The following is a 21,338-nucleotide window of genomic DNA, read 5'->3' as shown; positions in this document are numbered from 1 at the left end:
CTGGCACACCTCATGGATGCTTGTCGATCCAGCCCCGCGCGCCTCACGAGCAACCTGACGCCTGGTCAAAGGCCGAACACCAGGGCCTCGACGAAGTACTCGTAGTTGTCGGCAGTCCTGATCGCCCTCGCGGGGTCAGTGGTGGCGAGCTGGAGGCTGCCCCGTACCCCATAGTGCCTCCGGGAGTCAGTCGTGCCCCCGACGAGGTGGAAGTGCGTCATCTCGTGGATGACGACGCCCATCTTCGAGTCGAAGCCTGTCGTGCCGGTCTGGAAGAATGGCAGGCCGAGCAAGATTTCAAACGCCACGACGGGGTTAACATAGGCGTAGGGCACCCCATCTGGCAGCGCGGAGTTCAGGCACCGGAAGGTCACTCCATTTGCGAAGACCCGCGCGTTCGTGAGGATCTGGCGCACCCTCGCCACTGACGCGTCGGTGCGTGACCCGAACCACTTCTCCATCTGTCCTTGGACCCGCTCGTTCGGCGATGCCAAAAGTCCGATGACCTCATCTAGAGCGGTTTTAGCAGTCGCCAGGGCTGCTGCGGCGACGCCTTGCTCGGAGGCCGAGCAGGGGCCGGCCGCGGCTCGCGCCGGGGATGCCGCTGTCAACGCGATCCAGAGAAACACGAAACCCCAGATCCTCACTGCCACGGCAATCCTCCGTCCCTCTCGATCCAAGCGGCCAAAAACGATCCTCGCGCGCCTCTGCCCTGGTCCGTCGTCACCGACGTCAAAGCCGGCTTAGTACTCGCCATCTAAATGTCCCCTTCGGAAAGGTCCCATCGTTGTCGTCCATCTGGCCGTCACCTTCTGAGCCGACGCCGACCTTGTCTATGTCGAAGTCCTTCAGTACCCAGCTCGGCTGCACGGTAGGCCGCACGTCCCCGAACTGGTTCATGAAGTCGCCGCTGTTGGGAATGATGGCGTTCGGGTCCATCGCCCGCCACTCGTTCAGAGGGCCCGCTGTATCTATAAGGCGGACCTGAGTGACCGTCGAGCCGTCGCGGAACTCCACCAACCAGCTGTCCGCTAGCGCGGAAGCGGGTCTCGCAACCAGGAGGAGCAGAAGTACCGCCGCGCGGTACGCCAGGGAGAGCATGCGAGGCGCACGCCCTGGAGCGCGGACCAACGATGCACTTGTCATCGAATTTTTCCTCCTTCGCTTAAGGCGTCCGAAATCAAATGAGACAGAGCTTGCCCGGCATTTAGACGATTCCAGGCGCAAAGCAGACGGCGGGACAGCGGCTGCAGCCATTCCACGGCCGCCTTCGCGGCCACGTTCGGTGGTGCCCATCGTTCAGACAGCGACTTCGCCTCATCTGAGAGACGCGGCATAACACCCCCCCGAACAGTCCACCGCGCTATCATTCCGACCAACACGTTCCTATGGCAGGTCCAAGTCGCTGACCACGGTGGCCGTGATCTGGCCACCAATGCGCGTGCGGAAGGCCGCGACCTCCGATCGGACCTGCGCCTGCTGCACCTCAAGCGCCTGCTGCCAAGACTGCACGAGCATGATCTGATTTGAGGCGCCGGGAGTGTACTGGTCGGCCTCGCGTCGGGGGACCGACACCCGCTCGCCGCTGGATGAGCCAGGCGCGACTTTCTACAAGAACGCGATGAGGAGACAAGCCGATTGCGCACCCCTCTACCACCTCCACTGTTGGTCCGCGGTGTTTGGGTCCGACCGCCGATCGGACGGGATCAAATCTTTTTTGATGAAGGATTGTAAAGTAATTCCTTGTATGGTTGAGACCTTTTCCCGGCCGCACTGGCCAGAGGTTGGTCGCGGTGCACGATCGATCTCCGCTTTGCGAGCACGGGCGCCTTCGATCGCATTGCACGTGCTTTGGTCATGGCTGATCGGACGCAGACGGGCCGGAACGCGACGCCCGTGGCTGCGGTGGTGAATGCACGGGTGGTCCGCTCGGAGGACGTCGGGATTGTGGACCTGCGGGGATATGATGCGGCCAAGCGCGTGGACACCTCGAATAACCCGCTGATCAGGGGCTGCTGAGGACAGGTGATGGCCCGTTGGGCGCGGACCGTTCGGCTCCCAGCGCCTGATCCGCCTCGGGGGCGGATGGTATGGTCGTTCAGTGGCCGGATCGGTCGGGCGGGCACACTTTGAAGTTGCTCCACTTCCGTGGACGGTTATCGGTTAGGGATCAGTCGTTCTCGGCCATCGCTCTTGTTTCGTATTCGATGGGCGAGAGGTAGCCCAGGGCGGAGTGGCGCCTGGTGGGGTTGTAGAAGCCCTCGATGAAGGCGAACACCGCCATCCGCGCCTCGGCCTGGGAGCTGAAGCGACGGCGATCGAGCAGTTCGCACTCGAGGGTGGCGAAGAACGCCTCGGCCATGGCGTTGATGCTCCTATGTCGGTCAAGTGGTCCCGTGGGCGGCGAGACGGCGGGCATTGATGAGCGCGAAAGCCTCGCGCGCGACGTAGCGCTTGAGGCAGCGCATGATCTCGGGCTTGGTCTTCCCCTCCTTGGTGCGCCGGCGACATAGTCGATGGTCGGCCGGTGGATGCGCATCCGCGTGACGACGATGCGGTGGAGCGCGGCATTGGCCTGCCGGTCCCCTCCTCGGTTGAGCCTGTGGCGATTGGTCCGGCCGCTGGAGGCAGGGATCGGGCAGGCGCCGCAGAGCTTCGCGAAGGCGGCCTCGGAACGGATTCGCTCCGGATTGTCGCCGGCGACCAGCAGCAGGGCGGCCGCGGTCGCGTTGGCAATGCCAGGGGCTGCGGTCAGCTGCGGCGCCGCGGCGGAGACGAGAGCGTCGAGCTCGCGATCATGCGCGGCGATCTCCTTGTGGAGCATGAGCCAGCGCCGAGCCGTCGCCCGGAGGGCCGCCTTGGCGGACGCCGTGGTCGAGGTGATCAGCCCGGGCCGCAGCGCGGCCAGTCGGCGCGCCAACGCGACCGGGCCGCCAAGCCCTTCGAGCTGCTCGCGCAGCTCCGCGGGCGCGCCGACGATGATCGACTTGATCGTCAGCATGGCCTGGGTCTTTGCCTTGACCGCGGCGTCGCGCGCGATCTTGATGTGGCGGATCATCTCGACGGAGCTCGTGCCGGCCTTGGGCTCGGCCGTCGCTTGGCCGGCAAGGACGGCGCGGGCCGCGGCCTCGGCGTCGAGCATGTCGTCCTTGCCGTTGCGCCGGCGGGCGCTGCGGTCCGGGCGGTTGACCTCGACGACGCGGTGGCCGGCCTCGCGGAGCGCGCGGGCGAGGCCGGCGCCGTAGGAGCCTGTGCCCTCGACGCCGAAGGCCGACACCGCACCGAGGGACCGGGCCCAGGAAGTGATGCGCCGGTATCCGTCGCGGCTCGCCGGAGCCGTCGTGGCGCCGAGGCGGGCGCCCAACGCGCTGAGGGAGACTGCCGCATGGACGTGTTTGTGGGTGTCGACGCCGACGACGATGCCTCCGGCTGGTGACTGCAGGTCCAAGTCCGGCCTCCTGTGAATGCGGCACGGCCCGACGTTCACGGGGGGCGGACAGGACTGTGACGGGACGTCGCCCTCAGGCTCCTATCAGGTCACCTGCCCAGCGATCGGCGGGCGCCGCCCGGCAGGCCGACAGATCAACGCGAGGACACGAGGTCAGTCGTAAGGCGGGTTCAGGCCCGCCGGGCGGCCACGACATACTCACAGTCGTAGGCGTCGCCGACCGAGCCGGTGGAGGGGCGCACACCCGCTTCCTTGCATCTCAAGCCGAAGGCCAGCGACGTATATTGGCTGCCCTGGTCCGAGTGATGCACCACGTCGGCGGGCTTCCTCGTCGTCACCGCCATATCGAGCGCGTCCAGCACCAGACGCGTGCGAAGGTCCGTCGCCATCGCCCAGCCGACGAACCGGCGCGACCAAGCGTCCAGCACGACGGCGAGGAACAGGAAGCCCGCCGCGGTCGGCACGTAGGTGATGTCCGCCACCCAAAGCCGGTTCGGGCCAGCGGCGCGGAAGTCGCGGCCGACCAGGTCATTGGCGGGCCTGTGGCTCGGCTCGCGCTGCGTCGTCGTCGCGAAGCGGCGCCGGGAGACGCCGCGCAGCCCGGCCCCGCGCATCAGCCGGGCCACCCGCTTGCGGGCCACAGCCGTTCCCGCGGCCTGCAGTTCAGCGTGCACCCGCGGTGCGCCGTAGGTGCTGCGGGAAACGGCATGGATCGTGCGGATCCGGCGCAGCAGCGCCGCATCGCTCGTGGCATGGGCCGATGCTGGGCGGCTGCGCCATGCGTAGTAGCCGGAGGGCGAGACGCCCAGCACGCGGGCCATGGTGGCGATGGGGAATTCGGCCTGGTGCGCGCTCATGAATTCGAAGACCCGCCGTGGGTCGTTGATCGCCTTTGGCGCCCAACCCCGTCGCGAACCAGGCCGGCGCCTTTGCCAGGATGTCGCGCTCCTGGCGCAGGCGATGGTTCTCACGCCGGAGCTTCGTCAGCTCCTCCCGCTCGGGGCTGGTCGCACCGCCGTCCGCGCGAGACCCGCCGTCACGCTCAGCCTGGCGCACCCGGTTCCAGATCGACTGCGCCGTCGGCTCGAACTCGCGCGACAGTTCCTCCGGTGTCGCCCTGATCGGACCAACTCCACCATCTGCCGCCGGAACTCCGGCGGGTAGGGCACCCTGAATTTCGGCATCTCGGACACCTCCGTCTCAAGCCTCGGGGTGTCCACAGAAGCGGGTCAACTCCACTTCTTCCCTCGATCCAGACCAGTCGGCGCATGTTGTAGACCAGGTTGGCCAGCGTGATCCGTGCCGTGGCACGCGCCAATCCTCCGCACCCGCGCCCTGGTCGCGTTGCCGTGGGTGATGTGGTTTGGCATCGGTCGCCCTCGCGGCTTGGCGCGCTGCAACTCGAGCTTCGCCCGGCTGCGATAGCCGGTATCCGCCCAGACGTCGCTTGCGGTGTTGCCTGGACACCGTCCAGCACCATCCATCGCAACTCGCCCTTGTTGGTCACGGCCGAGATCAGGCCGAGCTCGGCCCGCTGATGGTTGACCCGCACCTCCGGCGTGCGCCAAGGGGGCGCATAGCTGCGGCCCCGCACGTCGGCGGAGCGCAGGCCGGTTTCGTCGCCCCAGAAGATGGCGCCGCCCTCGGCTTTGGCCCGGTTGGCGATCGCAGGGTAGTCCCGCCGCTGCCAGCGCCGCACCGCCACAGGGTCCTGCGCGTAGGCTCGTCGCAGCGGCTTTTGCGCCGTGAACCCCCAGCGCGCGAGGTAGGTGCCCATGGTTCGGACAGCCAGCCGCACCCCGAAGCGCCGCCCGATCAGTTCCCGCACCGCCGCCCGGCTCCACAGCGCGAAAGGCAGGTCCAGTTCGTCCGGCGTGTGGCGCCGGATCAGGTCGCGCGCCGCTGCCTCCTTAGCAGAAAGAAACCGGCCGTGCCCCGGTTCGGGCCCGCGTGGACCCGTCTTCAGCCCGGCCGCGTCATGTTCGGCATAGCGCTGGCAAATGTTGAGCACCGCGGTCGCGCTGAGGCCGACCTGGGCGGCGATCTCAGCGTAGGTCATGCCGGCTTGGCGCAGGCCAATCGTAAGCGAGGCGACGAGACCCTTGGCCTGGTGGAGATCTGCTCCGGCACCGCCGTCTGGCGCCACAGTGGCATGCCCGTGGTGCCGATCCGCTGGGTCCTGCTCCGCGATCCCAGCAAACGCTTCGATCCGCAGGCGCTGCTTTGCACCGACCCGGCGCAGGAGCCACTGCAGATCGTCTGCTGGTTCGTCCAGCGCTGGCAACTCGAGGTCACCTTCCGCGAGGTCCGTGATCACCTCGGTGTCGAGAGCCAGAGGCAGTGGTCGGACAAGGCGATCGCCCGCAGCACGCCCTGCTTGCTCGGGCTGTTTTCCGTCGTTGCCTTGCTGGGGGCTAGCCTCGACCGCCAAGCCAGAGCCCATGTTTCGGCCAGCGCCTGGTACCACAAACAGCGGCCGACCTTTGCCGATACCCTCGCCGCAGTACGACGCGAGATCTGGAGCAAGCAGGGTTTCGTCATGTCCGGACAGTCAGCCGATACCGCTAAACTCCCGCCAGCCCTCCGCGAGGGCATTGCCTACGCTCTCTGCAACGCCGCCTGATTGGCCGAAGTCGAGTTAAGACCACTGGAAAAAAGGCGGCGCCAGCCAGCCCAGCTGAGCTGAGCTGAGCTGAGCTGAGCTGAGCTGTTGAAAGCAAAACGGATGACTTGGGCTGGGGGCGGCCGATCCTCCGCGATGCCCAGCTTCGCGATTCTTTGTGTCGCCGGAAGCGATTATTGGTTCCTCGGCCTGACGAGCGGGTCAGACCCAGCCAGCGCTCCAAACTAATGACGTGACCGACCGGCCCGAATGAGATGTTGGAAAATTAATCTGAAATCACATGCATCATAATGCAATATGATACGATCTCCCCGGCAGTGAAGTGCCACAATCGCCGTCGCGGCAGAGTGCGATTAGCAGGGATCCGGACGATGCCCATAGACCGGTCAACTCCTTCAAGAGCCCAATTCTGCGCATGTCTCGCTCGAGGATTGTTGTGCAGAGAGCACCGAAATTTAGAACGCCGCCCTCTCCTTGGATTGATCTCTAGTCTAACCTCTGCGGCATCGCTTGGCATATTCCCCCACACATCGCGCTCGCAGCCAAACCCCCAAATCGAAAGGTGGGAGCAAGGGCCTGAGGGAAGTTGTGACTTCTACGCAGTAGAGCGGTTCGAGGCCGACGTCTACATTGTCGGAAGCTCACGGGATGCCGCTGAAATAATTAATTCTATTACTTCCGCCGTCGCTCTTCGACCGAATTTCGAAGCCCTACAAGCCAATGTTGGGAATGCACGAGCGGTACTTCGAAACGGCAAGAGGTACATTTTGTTTAGTGAGTCTTTTCTTAGCCAGATTCGAGCGCAGACTACTTCTGAGTGGTCCGCCTGGACTATTCTGGCACACGAGGTAGGGCATCATCTTAATGGACATACGCTAACATCCACCGGCAGCCAACCTCCGCTTGAATTGGAGGCGGACGTATTTGCTGGCTTCGCCATCGCAAGCATGGGCGGAACACTTGAACAAGCTCTACTACCATACCGACAAATACCCGACCGTGTGGCACCTAGTCACCCGCCTCGTACGGCCAGGATTGAGGCTGTCACATGTGGGTTCAACCGCGCCGCTGGCGGAGGCAGCCTTAGGCCGCGCCCGACGCAATACTCGAAACCTGGTGGCCGCTTCGAACGTCAGGGAGATCGCTGGGTTGAAATCAACGATGAGACAGGCGCCGTGTTTGCCACATTCGAGGACCAGGGAATCGTAGAGAATTATGTAAGCCTCTACGAGAGGTCACGTAATTTTTACCTTCGCTTTCCTATTGGTGGTGGTTTTGCAGAATGGAGCCAGCCGAATCCTCTTAACTGGTCAAGAGTCTATTTCGTTCGCCCCGTCCAAACTACTCGGATCTTTTCGGTAGGCTGCTGACCCTAAACACAGGAATTTGGTTTTTCAGAAGAGAAGTTCCAAAATTCCCTGACGAAGCCCCGCAACAAACTATTAGGAAGGGAGGAAAGATTATGCATAAGATACTTCTGGGCTTTTCAGCCGGCCTAGGCATGCTGGTACTGCCCGCCACGCTTTCATGGTCGCAGCCTGGGCCATCCCGACCTTCTCCGTCGCCAACGCCGTCGCCATCACCTCGTCCATCTCCATCACCGACACCTCCTTTTTCGTTTTCGCCACCTTCGATGCCCTCGCCTGGTCCCACACCCTCGCCTCAAGTCTTCGACGGTAGAGGATCGAGCAGTAGCTCCGGGTCAACAGGCGGCTCGTATCCAACGCCGAGGCCGAGCGGGGGAAACGTCGGGAGAGCGAACTAGGCCAGCACTCATTTCCTCTAAGAGAAGATACGAAGACTCTGACATGCAAGGCAGGAATGAGTGGTAGCATCTATTTTTGCGGGCGACCGCTAAACAGATTCAAGCGGAGGTAGCAGATGAAGCGCAGACGTTGCGCGAAGAAAAGCGCCTTAATTTACGCTCTTAGCCTGATGACCGCTGCGGTCGCAGGCTGTTCAAAAGTTGAAGTACAACCTTACAGTCCCGCCAGTTACCGCGAAGGCTTGAGGTTTTTCCGCCCTCGACCCTATTTGCTCGTGTCACAACTTTTGGACAACGACGGCAAGCCAAGGGGTTCTGGCATCCAGATAATCTACTTGCCTGACTACTCACAAGAATACGTCATACGTGAGCGAGTATTGTTCGGCACGGTTTCAATGAGACCGACGCTCGAGAACGGTTGGAACCTGACAAGCCTCGAGGCAACGTCCGATCCAAAGACGGCAGAGATAATCACAGCTCTTGTAGGCGCAGCACGACTTGGAGTCGCAGGGGCAGATCTACCCCCGGGCACGAGGACCGTAGAGACGAGCTTGGCGCCCGGGATTTATCCTCTGGTGTTTGATAGTGCGTCGGGCGTGCTCATCGGACTAGGCCAGAGGGTGGACTTTCGCTCTTGATCAAACCGATTCACAGGGAGGAGGACATGTTCTCCAAAATGCATTCATTAATGATTGTAGCTTTACTATCTTCCGGCGCCGCTTTCGCGCAGCCGGGAGACGTAAACATGCTTCCGAGTGCCCGGCGAGCTGATTTAAATGATGAGCAGGCGCGAAGATTACAGCAAATCGAAAGCCAGCCGTCGTCACGCCGCACAGAAGTGGTCATTGCGACTGACGAGTTTCTATCTAGACTGCAAAGCAGTAGTCAGGTCCAAATCCGGCCTTTTAATGAGAGGATGATAGCCCTCGGCGGGACCGCTGACTCAGCAGCTTCGAATTTTTCTTGGAACGGTGCTGCAGAGCCGGCCCCTCCTTCGGCCGGCGCAAATACAGCCGGCTCTAGCGACTCCGTCCTTATAATTCAGGGAGACTCGGTCACAGGCACCATAGATTTAGGCGATAGCTTCATAGAAATTCGCCCGCTTGGAAGAGGACTGCACGCTCTGACGGAGGTGGACCGAGCAACATTTCCTCCAGAACACCCACCCTCCTTTCGGAGCCGCGCAGGGCAGACACGTGACGCGCCCTCAATCCCCCTGAAAGACCTGAATGACAATCGCGTGACAGATATTAGTGTGGTAGTCGCTTATACCAACCAGGTCGCGGAGCGGGTTGACGATGTACGATCACTTGTTGCATTGGCGATAGCTCAATCCAACCGATCTTATGTTAACTCTGGAGTAAACATTCGCTTGGTTTTGGCGGGCGATCCGATCCACCTCAATTATAACGAATCCGGCTCATTTGATGTTGACTTAGATGCGTTTGCCCTTCGCGGGGATGGGAAAATAGATGAAATTCATTCGCTGCGCGACACGAGAGCGGCAGATATCGCGGTGTTGCTCGTGAATAATCGCTCTTACTGCGGACTCGCTCGCGACATTGAAGTCGGAGCCGACGCGGCGTTCGCCCTTGTGAATTTCGATTGCGCCACCCGCCAGTATTCTTTTGCACACGAAATCGGACATCTACAGGGTGCAAGGCACAATCCGGAGGCAGACTCGGCACCGGGTTATGCGCATGGTTATACTGATGAAGTGCGTCGTCGCAGGACAATAATGGGTTATCCGTGCAATTCCTCTCCTCTGTGTCCACGTGAACTTCAATGGGCACGACCTACCGAGTGGGGCAATGCCGAGAGGAGCCACGATGCTCGCCGGCTGAATGAAACGGCGGACTATGTTAGTTCGTTCCGAGGCAATCCAAATATGTCGGACTCGCCAGGGCGCTAGAGGCTAGTTTTGCTACACGGACGCGGGTATCAGACTGATCTTTGGTCCGATTTTGAATGCGTCGTGAAGGATTGCTACCGTTTGAGAGGAGGAGATGCAGCAGTCCTTCCGGTACTCTTCCATGCCATCCAAACGAGGGTTAATCATGGCCCATGGCCCATGGCCCATGGCCCGTGGCCCTCATAGGCTAATGCGAAGCGGCAGCTTAAGCGGTTTCTGTTCATTTTTGCACCGTATTCTGCGGCGGCGAATAGTTGGCCGCTCGTCGAGAGTGAAAGACGGATGGCTAACGGTCGAACCGGCGTTCCAGTAGCCTGATCAAAAATGTGGTGCCTGACACCGCGCGGTTTATGAGGCCTGGAGCGTGTGGAACCCATCTTCTCCAGGGCTTGGGCCCTGAGACCGATGGGGTGGATGGCCCCCGATCGGCATCAAAGTGCCAAGGTGAGGGTCGTCGAACACCTCAGGAGGAGGCCATCCGCCATGCAGATTGCCACGATCGGCGTCGATCTCGCCAAGCATGTTTTCCAGCTTCACGGTTTCGGTCCTGACGGCAAAGTCGTGCTGCGCCAGAAGCTGCGTCGTGCCGCGATGATGCCGTTCTTTGCAAGGCTGCCACCGTGCCTCATCGGCATGGAAGCTTGCACAACGGCGCACTACTGGGCGCGAGAACTGAGCGAGCTGGGTCACGAGGTTCGCCTAATGCCGGCGCACTACGTCAAGGCCTATGTCAAGCGAGGCAAGAACGATGCGGCCGATGCGGAGGCGATCTGCGAAGCCGTGACCCGTCCGACCATGCGGTTCGTAGCGATCAAGAGCCGGGAGCAACAGGCTGTCCTGGTCATGCATCACACGCGTGATCTGCTGGTCCGACAGCGGACCCAGGCCGCCAACTCCTTGCGTGGCCTCCTGGCAGAGTTCGGCATTGCCGAGGCGCAGGGCATTTGCCGTTTGGGACGGCTGCGCGCCCACTTGGAAACGGATACGGTCCCTGAGCCCGGGCGAAGGATCCTCGGCCTTCTTGCAGAGCAGATCGACGAGCTTGAGAAGCGCATCGATCAGGTTGATGCGGAGATCCTGGCTTGGCACCGGGCCAATCAGACCAGCCAGCGCCTCGCCAAGGTCCCGGGAATTGGGCCGCTGATCGCGAGCGCCATCGTCGCGACCATCGCCGACGCCTCGATGTTCCGCTCTGGCCGGGAGTTCTCAGCCTGGCTGGGCTTGGTGCCCCGGCAGAACTCAACGGGCGGAAAGCAGCGCTTGGGCCGGATCACTCACCAGGGAGACGGCTACATCCGCCGCCTGTTGATCATCGGGGCACAACCCGCGCTGCGGGGCTCGCGGGAGGTGAAGGCCAATGGCTGGGTCCAGGGGCTCCTGCACCGGCATGCCCGGCTCAAGGTTGCGGTCGCGCTTGCGAACAAGATGGCGCGCATCGTCTGGGCCCTGATGGCCCGGGGAGACGTATACCGGCCAGCAGCCGTTCCCGCGGCATGAAGTAAGGCAGCCGGAAGGAGGGTGCTTGCGAGAGGACGAGGCGTGATGGAGTGAGCGGCCGTCCCGAAGAGTTTGGAGCAGCCTGGAACGTATCCGAGGTCGTTGAACCCGTGAGACCGATGAGGCCCCAGTTCGCGGACACCCATCAGGGCCAGCGGCCGTCGTGCCGCGCTGAAGGCCGGACACACGACTGCAAGCGACTACCGCTGCTCGATCGCCAAAATTCTTCTTGCAGGACAGGGGGCCATCCACGCGCGCAACTATAGTGCTTCCCTAATGGGCCTTGGTGCGTCAAGCCCTCCAAGTGAGTACCGCGTCGCCGGTTTCATGCTTCCGTCCGTGGTCGGCGCGGGGCCGCCACATCATGCGGTCAGACAGAGAAGCAGCGGCCCAATCCCAGGCGCGTGGTTCGGCCCGAGAGCCTTCCACAGCATGACACCCGGCCTCGCTGGTCCCCGCGTCCCGGCGACGGGACTTCGGAGGACGGGTGCGACCCCTTCGGTCCGCCCCGCCCAAACTCCTCCTTCGCGCGTCGATGACCTCCTACGCGGCGATCTCTGCCTCCTTGCCCCAGCGGAACTCGGTACCATCGACCCACATGCGATGGAGCACGGTCCCGATCTTGCGCGCCAAGGCCACCTTCGCCCGCTTCAGGCCGCGGCGTTTGGCGACGTCCATCGCCCAGCGCTTCATGGCCGAGAAGCGCGTCGGCCGGCTCAGCACCGCATTGGCAGCCTCGTAGAGCGCGGTGCGCACCATCGCGTCGCCCACCTTGCTGATCCCGCCCGTCACATCCGTCTCGCCGGACTGGTAGCGCTTCGGAGTGAGCCCGAAATGCGCCCCGACCGCTTTGGAGGATCGGAACCGGCCTGGGTCGTCGACCGTCGCCTTGAAGGTGATCGACACCAGCGCGCCCACGCCAAGCACCGTCATCAGGCGCCGGCAAACCTCATCGGCCCGCACGATCGCCAGCATGCGCCGGTGCAGGCGCATGAACTCAGCCAGGAGAGCCTCGCGGGCGGCCAGCATTGTGCCGGTTGACCGTCTCCAGCATGTCCTGCCCGGCAGCGAGTTCGCGGATCCGCACGGCGAACTTCGCCTTGCTGACCTCGTCCACCTTCAACCCGAAGCCACGCGAGATACTCCGGATGCTCATCTCCACATCCCGCAACTTGCCCTGCAGCAGCTTTCGTCCGACCAGCAGCGCACGCACCTCCTGGGCAGCGGGCGATTTGCGGTGCACCGGCCGGAACCAACCCATCCGCAGTAACTGCGCGATACCACGGGCGTCCTTGCGATCGGTCTTCACCGTCATCGCCGAGAGCGCCGCCTTCACGTGCCGCGTCTCCAGCAGCACCGATTCAAAGCCAGCGTTCTCGAGCCCGGCATGCAGCCACTGCGACGACGCCCCCCGCCTCGAGCCCAATCCGCGATACCTGAACCCGAAGGCCGCGAAGCCAGGCAAGCAGCGCCTCAGGCTCACTCGCCACCTTCCCCCTCGTGCACCATGCGGCCAGTGGCATCGACCACGCACACGCTGCTGTCTTTCAGCGAGACATCAGTCCCAGCATAGTGCTCCATGGCTGTCCCTCGATGATGCTTGGGGCCGACCCACTCGGACCCCGTTCCACAACACCATCACTCTGAGGGACAGCCGCCCTACCGCCCAAACCTGGATGGCCGGCCCATTACGGCATCTAGTCCAGCAGTGCATTCCTTAGAATTAATTTGCTTTGCGAGCCACGATACGTGGACCCTGTTTTAAGCCGTCAGGTACATCTGGGAAATGCGGGTGCAAGTGACCTCAGAGTGCCCCTCGCATGCTGAGGATCAAGCGCGGAACAGGGCCCTAGTCGGACGGAGAAGTCTAACTCACAGAGGAGACATCTCGTGAAATCACCAGCAATCAATATGACCCTATCAGCGAGCATAAAGCGTAGACTTGGTACTTCGTTTCGAAGTAATTTCGCTGGTTTGCTGCCCGCCCTTTTGATGATCGGTGCACAGGCGATTTCAGCAACAGCGTTGAGTCAAACGATTTCTGGGGCAACGGGGCAAACAGCTAATTCCGCGGGTCTTACAAGGGTTATCGTAAGAATTCCGACAAGAAGCGATCTCAGATTCCCTTCCGCGGATGAAGTTAGCGTCGCTCAAAGCGAATTTGATGTCGTGGCCAATCAAGTCAATGCAGCATTCATGCGGCGCCTTGAAGGGTTGCCCCTTGTTGTATTGGAGGTTGACAGTAATGGTTTGCAAGAGTTATTGCGCCGAGGGCTGTCAGTTGAACGCGACACAATTGACGCACCGCTTCTCGACGAGTCCGTGCCCCTGATTGGGGGACCTCAAGCATGGACCTCGGGCTTCCGTGGCGCTGGACAAGCAATTGCGATATTAGACTCGGGTGTGGATGTAGGTCATAGCACCTTTGGCGGCCGGGTAGTCGCTCAAGCATGCTTTTCATCTGCATCTGTTGCAGACAACGCAAGTTCCTTCTGTCCTTCGCCCGATCGCCCTAATGCCAATGTCGCCGCGGATTGTCCTTTAAACATAAATGGTTGCGGGCATGGGACGCATGTTGCTGGTATTGCGGCAGGCAGCGATGCAAGATTCCCTGGTGTAGCGCCGGACGCACAAATTATTGCGATCCAGGTGTTCTCTCGCTTTGATGATCGTCAGGGGGGTGCGACGCCATGCGCTGACGCGAGAACACAATCCCCATGTGCTCTTTCGTACCGTTCAGATCAAATCGCAGCTTTAAGACACGTACAAACATTGACCACTCAATTCCGGATTGCGTCTGTGAATATGAGCCTAGGCAGCGGTCTTCACAAGGCAGCATGCGATAGTACTTCACAACAAAACATAGACACTAAAGCGATAATTGATCAGCTTCGCGCGGCCGGGGTCGCGACCGTTATCGCTTCGGGAAATGGCGGCGCCAGTGATGGTATCTCCTCACCAGCCTGCATTTCGACGGCATTTGCCGTTGGGAACACCACAAAGCAGGACGCCGTGCGTCCGACATCAAATAGTTCTCGAATGCTCCGGTTTCTGGCCCCGGGGCACGAAATCGAATCTTCCTTGAACGGAGGAGGGTTCGGCGTAAAGGGTGGCACGTCTATGGCGGCTCCTCACGTTGCGGGAGCCTGGGCCGTCCTAAGGTCAGCGGTGCCACGCTCATCAGTTGATGACGTGGCGACGGTGATTGCTGAAACAGGGCGTCAAATTACAGACATCCGCAACAATTTGGCTAGGCCCCGCCTTGATGTTGGCCAAGCGGTGTCACGACTCCTACAAAACGAACGAGAGGGCGCAAATATGGGATCCATGGATGAGGATCTGCTTGCAAGAGCTGCACGCCAGGGTGCTGTAAGGCTTTCGGTTACCGTTGGTCCTGATAGGTCTAGCGGAGCCCCGACCGGTACGGTTCCAGCAGGAGACGCACAGCCAAATCGGGCTCGTGTGACCGAGATGCTGCGCGGTCCAGGAGTGTTGCAGGTCGAGCCGCAGGCCAGCCCGCGGAACTATATAGTGGAGTTGAACGCCGAGGCGCTGACGCGGCTATACCAGCTGCGAGAGCTTGGGCTTATACAGTCGATTGAGCGTGACCAGGTTGACTCGCCACAAGGCAGGTAAAAGAAGGTGCGAGTTGAGCGCGCGCAACCTTAATGCTGGTCGTAGACGAAGCTGGCTAAATGCTGATCCCTCAGCGCAACGGCAGCTTGTTCTTCCGCGGTCGCTACAAGGTTGCTCTACGAAATTGACTATCAGTCGGTGCCTCGCCGAGCGCGGCGAGGTACTCGGCCTCTCCAAAATGGCCACAGGAATGGTCGATTGACGAGACCGAACCTGCGCTCGACGGCCTCGACCATCATGTCGCGGACATGCTCCGAAGTGATACCGCCCTTGGTGCCGACGAAGGTGATGGCCTCCCGGTCGCAGCAGTCGAGGGTGAAGGCGACCCGGACCCGCTCGCCGTTGTCGCAGGCGATCTCGAACCCATCCGAGCACCAGCGGGTGTTGCGGGCCTCGACGGCGACACGCCCGTCATGGCGGCGGTCCGCCCCGCCCACATGCCGGGCCAGAAGCAGGCCGTGCGCCTTCATGACGCGCCAGACGCGCTTGTCGTCTAATCGCGGTCAAGCACTTTGGCGTGCGGCGACCCCAGCGCAGCGGACCTTGTCGTCTTCGAGGTCGAGACCGGCTCGCCTCATCATGGCCATCGTCAGCTGGTCCCCCAATGTGATTCACGCGTTCAGGTCCGTGTCGCGTAAGCGAGTGCGGGGTGACCCTGCCGACGTCCTCTGCCGGGGACGCCTCCCGCCGGAGCGGGAGATCAGTGGGCCGGGGCGGACACAAACTCCGTGCCGTCCAGCCACATGCGGTGCAGGATCGTCGCGAGCTTTCGTGCGACCGCGGTCTTAGCCGTAAGCGCGGCGTAGAGGCCCCTGCTTTCGGCAGTTGACGATCAGCCGTTCTCGCCGGTCCTCCAGCGCCAGGGCATGAGGTCGTCGATCCGGCTGTTGGGCCAGCCGTTGACGAGGCGGGTCAGCAGGTCGGTGAAGTACCGCTGCGGGTCGACGCCGTTCAGCTTGCACGTCTCCACGAGCGAGGCGACGGCGGCCCATCGTGCGCCGCCATCATCGCCCGAGGCGAACAGCGCGTTCTTGCGGCTGAGGCAGATCGGGCGGATGGCGCGCTCGACGGTGTTGTTATCCAGCTCGATGCGGCCGTCCTCGAGGAACCGCACCAGGCCTCGCGGTGGTTCAGCGCGTAGCGGATCGCCTGCGCGGTCGGGCTGCCGCCGGGCAGGCGCGCGAGTTGCTCCTCGAGCCAGGCGAACAGGTCCCCGACGAGCGGCCGGCTCCTCGCTTGCCGAGTTGCCATGCGGAGGTCCGGCGGCTTGCCGCGGACCTCGGCCTCGATGGCGTAGAGCGCGGCGATGCGCTGCAGCGTCTCCGTGGCGATCGGCGCAGCCTTGCCCGTGGCCAGCTCGATGAACTCGCGCCGCACGTGGCTCCAGCAGAATGCCAGCGTGAGGCCTTCGCTCGCCGCGGCCAGCGCCTTGTAGCCGCCATAGCCGTCGCACTGCAGGGTGCCCTGGTAGCCGCTGAGCAGGTCCTTCGCATGCTCGGCCCCGCGGCCCGGTGCGTAGTGGAACACCACCGCCGGCGGGTCCGCCCCGCCCCAGGGCCGGTCGTCGCGCGCAATTGCCCAGGCATAGCCCTTCTTCGTCTTGCCGCGTCCGGGGTCCAGCACCGGCATCGTGGTCTCGTCCGCGAATAGCCGCGGCGAGGCGAGCAGGATCTCGCGCATGCGCCGGACCACGGGGACGATCTCCAGCGCCCCGGTGCCCGTCCAGTCGGCGAGCACCTCGCGGCCGATCTCGATCCCCTGCCGCGCCAGGATCTGCGACTGGCGATACAATGGCAGGTGGTCGGCGTAGCGCGAGACCAGGACGTGCGCGACCGTCGCCTCGGTCGGCACGCCCCCCTCGATCAGGCGGGCCGGCGCGGGCACCTGCAGCACCACGCCAGGGCAGGCCCGGCAGGCGAGCTTCGGCCGTTTGGTCACGAGCACGCGGAACTGCGCCGGGATCACGTCGAGGCGCTCCGCGGCATCGCAGCCGATCTCGACGAGTGGGCCCTGGCAGCAGGGGCAGACCGTCGCCGCCGGGGCCAGGACCTGCTCGATCCTCGGCAGATGGGCAGGCAGCCGGCCACGTCCCCCGCGGCGACGCTTCGCCTGATTCTGGCGCAGCGTCGGCGAGGCCTTGCCCGCCTCGGCCGCGTTGCCGGCCAGCGTCGCCTCGATCTCCTCGAACGCGAACAGCAACTGGTCCTCGGGCAGGCGCTCCGACTTCGCCCCAAACTGCCGGCGCTTGAGCTTCAGCAGCAGGTGGTGGAGCTGCTCGTTACGCGCCGCCAGCGCGTCGCGCTCGGCAGCCAGATTGTCGCGCTCAGCGATGACCGACAGCAGCAGCGCGCGCAGCGCCGTTGGATCTTCCGGCAGGCTCGGCATGTCGGCGGCCGCGACGCGCATCGTGCGTGCGATTCTATGCAGGTGCGCTCGGCTTGGGAATCTCCCGCGATGCCTGCACGCGTCGCCAATCGATCCCGTCGAACAACGCGGCGAACTCGACCGGCGTGAGACGCAGCACGCCATCCACCACCGCCGGCCAGCGGAACGCGCCACCCTCCAACTGCTTCCAGATCAGCACGAGGCCACTGCCGTCCCAGACCAGGATCTTGACCCGGTCGGCGCGGCGCGACCGAAACACCAACACCGCGCCCGAGAACGGATCCGCGCCCAGCATCTCGGCGGCCAGCGCCGCTAGGCTGTGCGCGCCCTTGCGGAAATCAACTGGCTTGCTCGCCAGCAGGATCCGCGCGCCGGCCGGCAGCGCGATCACGCCGCCGAGGCCCGGATCGCCCGCAGCACCGTGGTCAGCAACGCCTCGTCGGTGTCGGGCGCGACCCGCAGCACAGCGCCCGCGAGCTTCACCTCGATCGCCGGGGTGCCGCGCGCCGGTGTGCACGCGTCTGCAGGTTTGGAAGTCGCCTCCACGACGACCGGCACGAAATCCAGCGGCTCGCCGATCCCGGCCCGCATCTCCCGCCGCCACGTGAACACCTGCTGCGGACAGATCTGCCAACGACGCGCCACCTCGGCCACAACCGCGCCGGGTTCGAGCGTCTCCGCCACAACCTTCGCCTTATCGTCGTCCGACCACTTCCGACGGCGACCAGGCCCCGTCAGCACCTCGAGCCGGCGATACCCGCCGGCCTTCGCGTCGTCATTAATGTCGACCATAATGTCGGCTCGAAGCTCCCAATCCCAGGCCGACCCAGCACAGTCCCAGCCCGCGACGGAAGACGGGCCTCTACGCCGCGCTTACTCTTAGCCTTTCGGCTGCCGATGCGCGCGGCGAGGCGTGCTCCCCAAAGTCCCAAGGCGCTGTCTTTGCCGACCCGCGTCATCAGCGCGTTCGCCGCCTCGAACAGAAGGCTTCGTGCCATCCGGTCGCCGGATTTCGAGATCCGCCCGGCCAAGTCCACCTCGCCGGATTGATGGCGTTTCGGGGTAAGGCCGAGATAGGCCCCAACATCGCACGAGCGCCGGAACCGCTTCGGATCGTCGAGCGTCGAGACAAAGGTGAGCGAGGTGATCGCACCAACGCCGGGCACCGTCGCCAACCGGCGGCAAACCTCGTCCTGCCGCGCCAAGTGAATGAGCTGGCGTTCGAGTTCCGTTTTCTGATCGCCGGCTGTCTTCCATGCACCGAGCAGGGCGTGGATCGCACTCTGGACCAGGGGGTCGTCCGGGCATCTCTCGTGGACCGCCCGCTCGAACGTGCCCCCTGTGCCAGGACCAAGCACCACCCCGAACGTCTTCAGCAAACCGCGGATCTGATTGTAGAGCGACGTGCGCACGCTCACGAGATGGCGTCGCGCGGCGAGCATTGCCCGCATCTTGCAGCTTGCCAGGCTCTTCACGGCGACCGGCCGGTACCAGCCAGAGCGCACCACCTGGGCGATGCCATGGGCATCGTTGGCATCCGTCTTGTTGACCTGCAGCGACAGGGCCGCGGCAACATGTCGCGCGTGCAGGCAGTCGATCGGAACATTGAGCGCCTTGAGCCCGTGCCAAAGCCATATGGCGAGCGGGCCCGTCTCCATTCCTACCCGCGCGGCGCCAGGGGCATGCTGTTCCAATGCGGCGGCGACCGCCTCTGGCTGGGAGGCGCATTTGCCGCGCCAGATCCGACGCCCCTCAGCGTCGACGACACAGATCTCCGTCTCCTTCTGGGACACGTCGAGGCCTACATAAAGCAGCATCGCTTCCTCCCCATTGGGCTGGTCAGAGGCCAGAGCTTACCGGAAGCCCCAATGCGATTAGGCCATGTGATTCACCGGCCAGCCCTCGCGCCGCAGCAGCACGTGCAGACGCCGGTAGCCGTAGCGAACCCGGGCCGCGGCCAGGTCACGCAGCCGCATCCGCAGTTCCACCTGCGGATCCCGCCGCGAGCGGTATCGCTGCGAGGATCGGTGGAACCCTGTGGTCTGGCAGACCCGCCGCTCGCCAATGCCGTAGGCGTCCTGCAGGTGGCGCACCACGTCCCGGCGAAGAGCGGGCCTCACCATTAATGAGATGGTCCGCCCCGCTCTCCACCACCAGACTGGGCCTGGGTAACCAGAAGGAGGAGCACCCATGAAAGTGCGCAACGCGCCGCGTGACGCCGCGATCTTCGGTGTCGACATCGGCAAGAACGTCTTCCACGTCGTTGGCCTCGATGCGGTCGGCACGCCCGTGCAGAAGGCGACGTTCCGACGTGACACGGTCCTGCAGTTCTTTGAACGGGCCTCGCCGACCGTGGTGGGCATGGAGGCCTGCCCCGGCTCCCAATGGCTGGCCCGCAAAATCATGGCCTTCGGTCACACGGTGCGCATCGTCCCGGCCAAGTTCGTGAAGCCCTACGTGAAGTCGAACAAAAACGACATCATCGATGCCGAGGCGATCGCCGAGGCCGTCTCGCGTCCGACGATGCGGTTCGTCGAGGTCAGGAGCCCCGAACAGATCGACCTGCAAGCGCTCCATCGCGTGCGCGACCGTCTCGTCGCCCAGCGCACGCGCGTGATCTGCCAGATGCGAGCGTTCTGCCTGGAGTACGGCATCGCGATGCATCAGGGGGCGGGGAAGTTCAAGGCCGATCTGCCGCGCGTCCTGGCGGATGACACGAACGACCTGACGCCCGCCATGCGGCGCCTGCTCGCGGCGCTGTTCGAGGACGTGAGGCAGCTCGAGGGGCGGATTGCCGAGGTCAGCGGCGACATCGAGGCAACCGCCGCGTCCAGCGACGTCGCTCGGCGCCTCATGACGATCCCCGGCATCGGGCCGCTGGGCGCGACCGCCCTGCTGGCGGCCGCTGGGGCGGGCCGGCAGTTCCGAAAGGCGCGCGACATGGCGGCCTGGCTCGGCCTTGTGCCGCGGGAGCACTCGACCGGCGGCCGGACGACGCTGCTCGGCATCAGCAAGCGGGGCAGCTCCTATCTGCGACGCCTGCTCGTTCACGGGGCACGATCCTGCGTGATGCACCTCGACCGGTCCCGGGACCGCCTGGGCGGCTGGATCGACGGGTTGGAGAAGCGCATGCATGGCAACAAGGTGACCGTGGCGCTTGCCGCGAAGATCGCCCGCGTTGCCTGGGTGGTGATCACCAAGCCGGGTGCGACCTACGAACGGCGCGGTCCGGCCATGGCCTGACGGCACCTACGACAGACTGCGAGGTTCGGGAACGTGATGACGAGACAGTGGATCGGCGCAGCGTAAGCTCTGAGCAAAAAAGCGGGCCTTGTGCCCGAAGCGTTATTCGAGAACGGTGCGCGCGGATCTCATCATGGCCTGGCTGCAACAGCAGCTCACTCGCGAGAGGCCGGATACATTTATGCAGACTGGAACCGTCGGAGCGATCACGACCCTTGCACGGGCGGGGCCGACCATACATTTTTTGACAGCACGTCCTGCAGCACGGCTTTGTCCAGGCTGAGCTCCGCCACCAGCTTCTTCAAGCGGGCGTTCTCTTCGGCGAGCTGCTTGAACTCCCGGACCTGGTCGGTCTCCAGCCCCGCATACTGCTTCTTCCACCGGTAAAAGGTCTGCTCGGAAATGCCGAGCCTGCGGATCAGGTCGGCCACCGGCAGGCCCAATTCGGCCCTGCTTCAGCGCCGCCACGATCTGCTCCACCGAGTATCGCTTTTTCATGGCCAATCTCTCCATCCAATCTGGGGAAATCCGCCGAAAAGCCAACATCAGGACCGGACCACTTCCGCCGTGTCACCTCAACGCTTCGACGGCACTTCACTTTGAAGCCGTGTCGACGTTTTCGCGCTGTACTAGATCACCACCGGCGCAGTCTCGTGGCTCCGGTGGCACAACTTGAATTGTGCTCCAAGCAGTCGACCAACCTAGGCGCGATCAGGTTGACTTTGCACCCGATAGCCGACAGAAGCTCAATCAAATTTTTGAGGAACAATGTTCTTGCGGCGCCAAGGGTCGCATGCTTTCCTCGCTTTGACAAAAGGAAGAGAGCAAT

12 protein-coding genes and 9 pseudogenes are annotated in these 21,338 nt (G+C 63.4%); 6 read left to right on the top strand and 15 right to left on the bottom strand.

Going from position 1 to position 21,338, the window contains the following annotated elements; all coding sequences use genetic code 11:
* Positions 1-65: 65 nt before the first annotated feature.
* The 7 genes and pseudogenes from OF850_RS18935 to OF850_RS18905 all read right to left on the bottom strand — a co-directional run.
* The gene (locus OF850_RS18935) at positions 66-653 is read right to left on the bottom strand and encodes a M35 family metallo-endopeptidase (RefSeq protein ID WP_301591900.1); all 588 of its coding nucleotides are present in this window, start codon (positions 651-653) and stop codon (positions 66-68) included.
* A gap of 79 nt (positions 654-732) precedes the next feature.
* Positions 733-939 carry a hypothetical protein gene (locus tag OF850_RS18930; protein WP_301591899.1) on the bottom strand — a complete coding sequence of 69 codons (207 nt, stop codon included), beginning with the start codon at positions 937-939 and terminating at the stop codon, positions 733-735.
* A 447-nt stretch (positions 940-1,386) separates the two neighbouring features.
* Positions 1,387-1,575 (bottom strand): hypothetical protein, encoded by a 189-nt coding sequence (locus tag OF850_RS18925; protein ID WP_301591898.1) that lies wholly within the window; start codon positions 1,573-1,575, stop codon positions 1,387-1,389.
* A gap of 595 nt (positions 1,576-2,170) precedes the next feature.
* Positions 2,171-2,368, bottom strand: a pseudogene (locus OF850_RS18920) (IS3 family transposase); the annotation flags it as partial.
* 153 nt (positions 2,369-2,521) lie between these two features.
* A pseudogene (locus tag OF850_RS18915) lies at positions 2,522-3,487 on the bottom strand (IS110 family RNA-guided transposase); the annotation flags it as partial.
* A 164-nt stretch (positions 3,488-3,651) separates the two neighbouring features.
* Positions 3,652-4,632: pseudogene (locus OF850_RS18910) on the bottom strand (IS3 family transposase); the annotation flags it as partial.
* Positions 4,633-4,973: 341 nt separating this feature from the next.
* A pseudogene (locus OF850_RS18905) lies at positions 4,974-5,507 on the bottom strand (winged helix-turn-helix domain-containing protein); the annotation flags it as partial.
* Positions 5,508-5,513: 6 nt separating this feature from the next.
* Between OF850_RS18905 and OF850_RS18900 the strand changes: the two are divergent.
* The 4 genes from OF850_RS18900 to OF850_RS18885 all read left to right on the top strand — a co-directional run bounded on the left by OF850_RS18900 (position 5,514) and on the right by OF850_RS18885 (position 11,245).
* Positions 5,514-6,071 (top strand): hypothetical protein, encoded by a 558-nt coding sequence (locus OF850_RS18900; RefSeq protein ID WP_301591897.1) that lies wholly within the window; start codon positions 5,514-5,516, stop codon positions 6,069-6,071.
* A gap of 1,527 nt (positions 6,072-7,598) precedes the next feature.
* A complete protein-coding gene (locus OF850_RS18895) occupies positions 7,599-7,751 on the top strand; it encodes a hypothetical protein (protein ID WP_301591896.1) in 153 nt (50 codons plus the stop codon).
* A gap of 749 nt (positions 7,752-8,500) precedes the next feature.
* Positions 8,501-9,748, top strand: coding sequence for a M12 family metallo-peptidase (locus tag OF850_RS18890; RefSeq protein WP_301591895.1), 1,248 nt, complete (start codon positions 8,501-8,503; stop codon positions 9,746-9,748).
* A 483-nt stretch (positions 9,749-10,231) separates the two neighbouring features.
* Positions 10,232-11,245 carry an IS110 family RNA-guided transposase gene (locus tag OF850_RS18885; protein ID WP_301591894.1) on the top strand — a complete coding sequence of 338 codons (1,014 nt, stop codon included), beginning with the start codon at positions 10,232-10,234 and terminating at the stop codon, positions 11,243-11,245.
* Between the two features lie 543 nt (positions 11,246-11,788).
* Here OF850_RS18885 and OF850_RS18880 read toward each other — a convergent pair.
* Positions 11,789-12,826, bottom strand: a pseudogene (locus OF850_RS18880) (IS110 family RNA-guided transposase).
* A gap of 309 nt (positions 12,827-13,135) precedes the next feature.
* Between OF850_RS18880 and OF850_RS18875 the strand changes: the two are divergent.
* Positions 13,136-14,881 carry a S8 family peptidase gene (locus tag OF850_RS18875; RefSeq protein WP_301591893.1) on the top strand — a complete coding sequence of 582 codons (1,746 nt, stop codon included), beginning with the start codon at positions 13,136-13,138 and terminating at the stop codon, positions 14,879-14,881.
* A 182-nt stretch (positions 14,882-15,063) separates the two neighbouring features.
* On the opposite strand, the pseudogene OF850_RS18870 reads toward OF850_RS18875, so the two are convergent.
* The 6 genes and pseudogenes from OF850_RS18870 to OF850_RS18845 form a co-directional block, all read right to left on the bottom strand.
* A pseudogene (locus tag OF850_RS18870) lies at positions 15,064-15,369 on the bottom strand (DDE-type integrase/transposase/recombinase); the annotation flags it as partial.
* A gap of 344 nt (positions 15,370-15,713) precedes the next feature.
* Positions 15,714-17,287 (bottom strand): annotated as a pseudogene (gene tnpC / locus OF850_RS18865) (IS66 family transposase).
* A 13-nt stretch (positions 17,288-17,300) separates the two neighbouring features.
* Entirely contained in the window at positions 17,301-17,657 is a 357-nt protein-coding gene (gene tnpB / locus OF850_RS18860; protein WP_301591892.1) for an IS66 family insertion sequence element accessory protein TnpB, read from the bottom strand.
* Positions 17,654-18,058, bottom strand: a complete 405-nt coding sequence (gene tnpA, locus OF850_RS18855; RefSeq protein WP_301591891.1) for an IS66-like element accessory protein TnpA — start codon at positions 18,056-18,058, stop codon at positions 17,654-17,656. The genes tnpB and tnpA overlap by 4 nt, the downstream gene beginning before the upstream one ends.
* Positions 18,001-19,083, bottom strand: a complete 1,083-nt coding sequence (locus OF850_RS18850; RefSeq protein ID WP_301591890.1) for an IS110 family RNA-guided transposase — start codon at positions 19,081-19,083, stop codon at positions 18,001-18,003. The genes tnpA and OF850_RS18850 overlap by 58 nt, the downstream gene beginning before the upstream one ends.
* 66 nt (positions 19,084-19,149) lie before the next feature.
* Positions 19,150-19,389: pseudogene (locus OF850_RS18845) on the bottom strand (IS3 family transposase); the annotation flags it as partial.
* 67 nt (positions 19,390-19,456) lie between these two features.
* On the opposite strand from OF850_RS18845, the gene OF850_RS18840 reads away from it, so the two are divergent.
* Positions 19,457-20,509: an IS110 family RNA-guided transposase gene (locus tag OF850_RS18840; RefSeq protein WP_301591889.1), complete on the top strand. Its 1,053-nt coding sequence runs from the start codon at positions 19,457-19,459 to the stop codon at positions 20,507-20,509.
* Positions 20,510-20,730: 221 nt separating this feature from the next.
* On the opposite strand, the pseudogene OF850_RS18835 reads toward OF850_RS18840, so the two are convergent.
* Positions 20,731-21,007: pseudogene (locus tag OF850_RS18835) on the bottom strand (transposase); the annotation flags it as partial.
* Positions 21,008-21,338: the final 331 nt, after the last annotated feature.

Source organism: Sabulicella glaciei, from assembly GCF_026183895.1.
Lineage (GTDB): Bacteria > Pseudomonadota > Alphaproteobacteria > Acetobacterales > Acetobacteraceae > Roseococcus > Roseococcus glaciei.
Note: the sequence above shows the minus strand (reverse complement) of the source record. Positions and strands in the feature narration are given on the sequence as shown.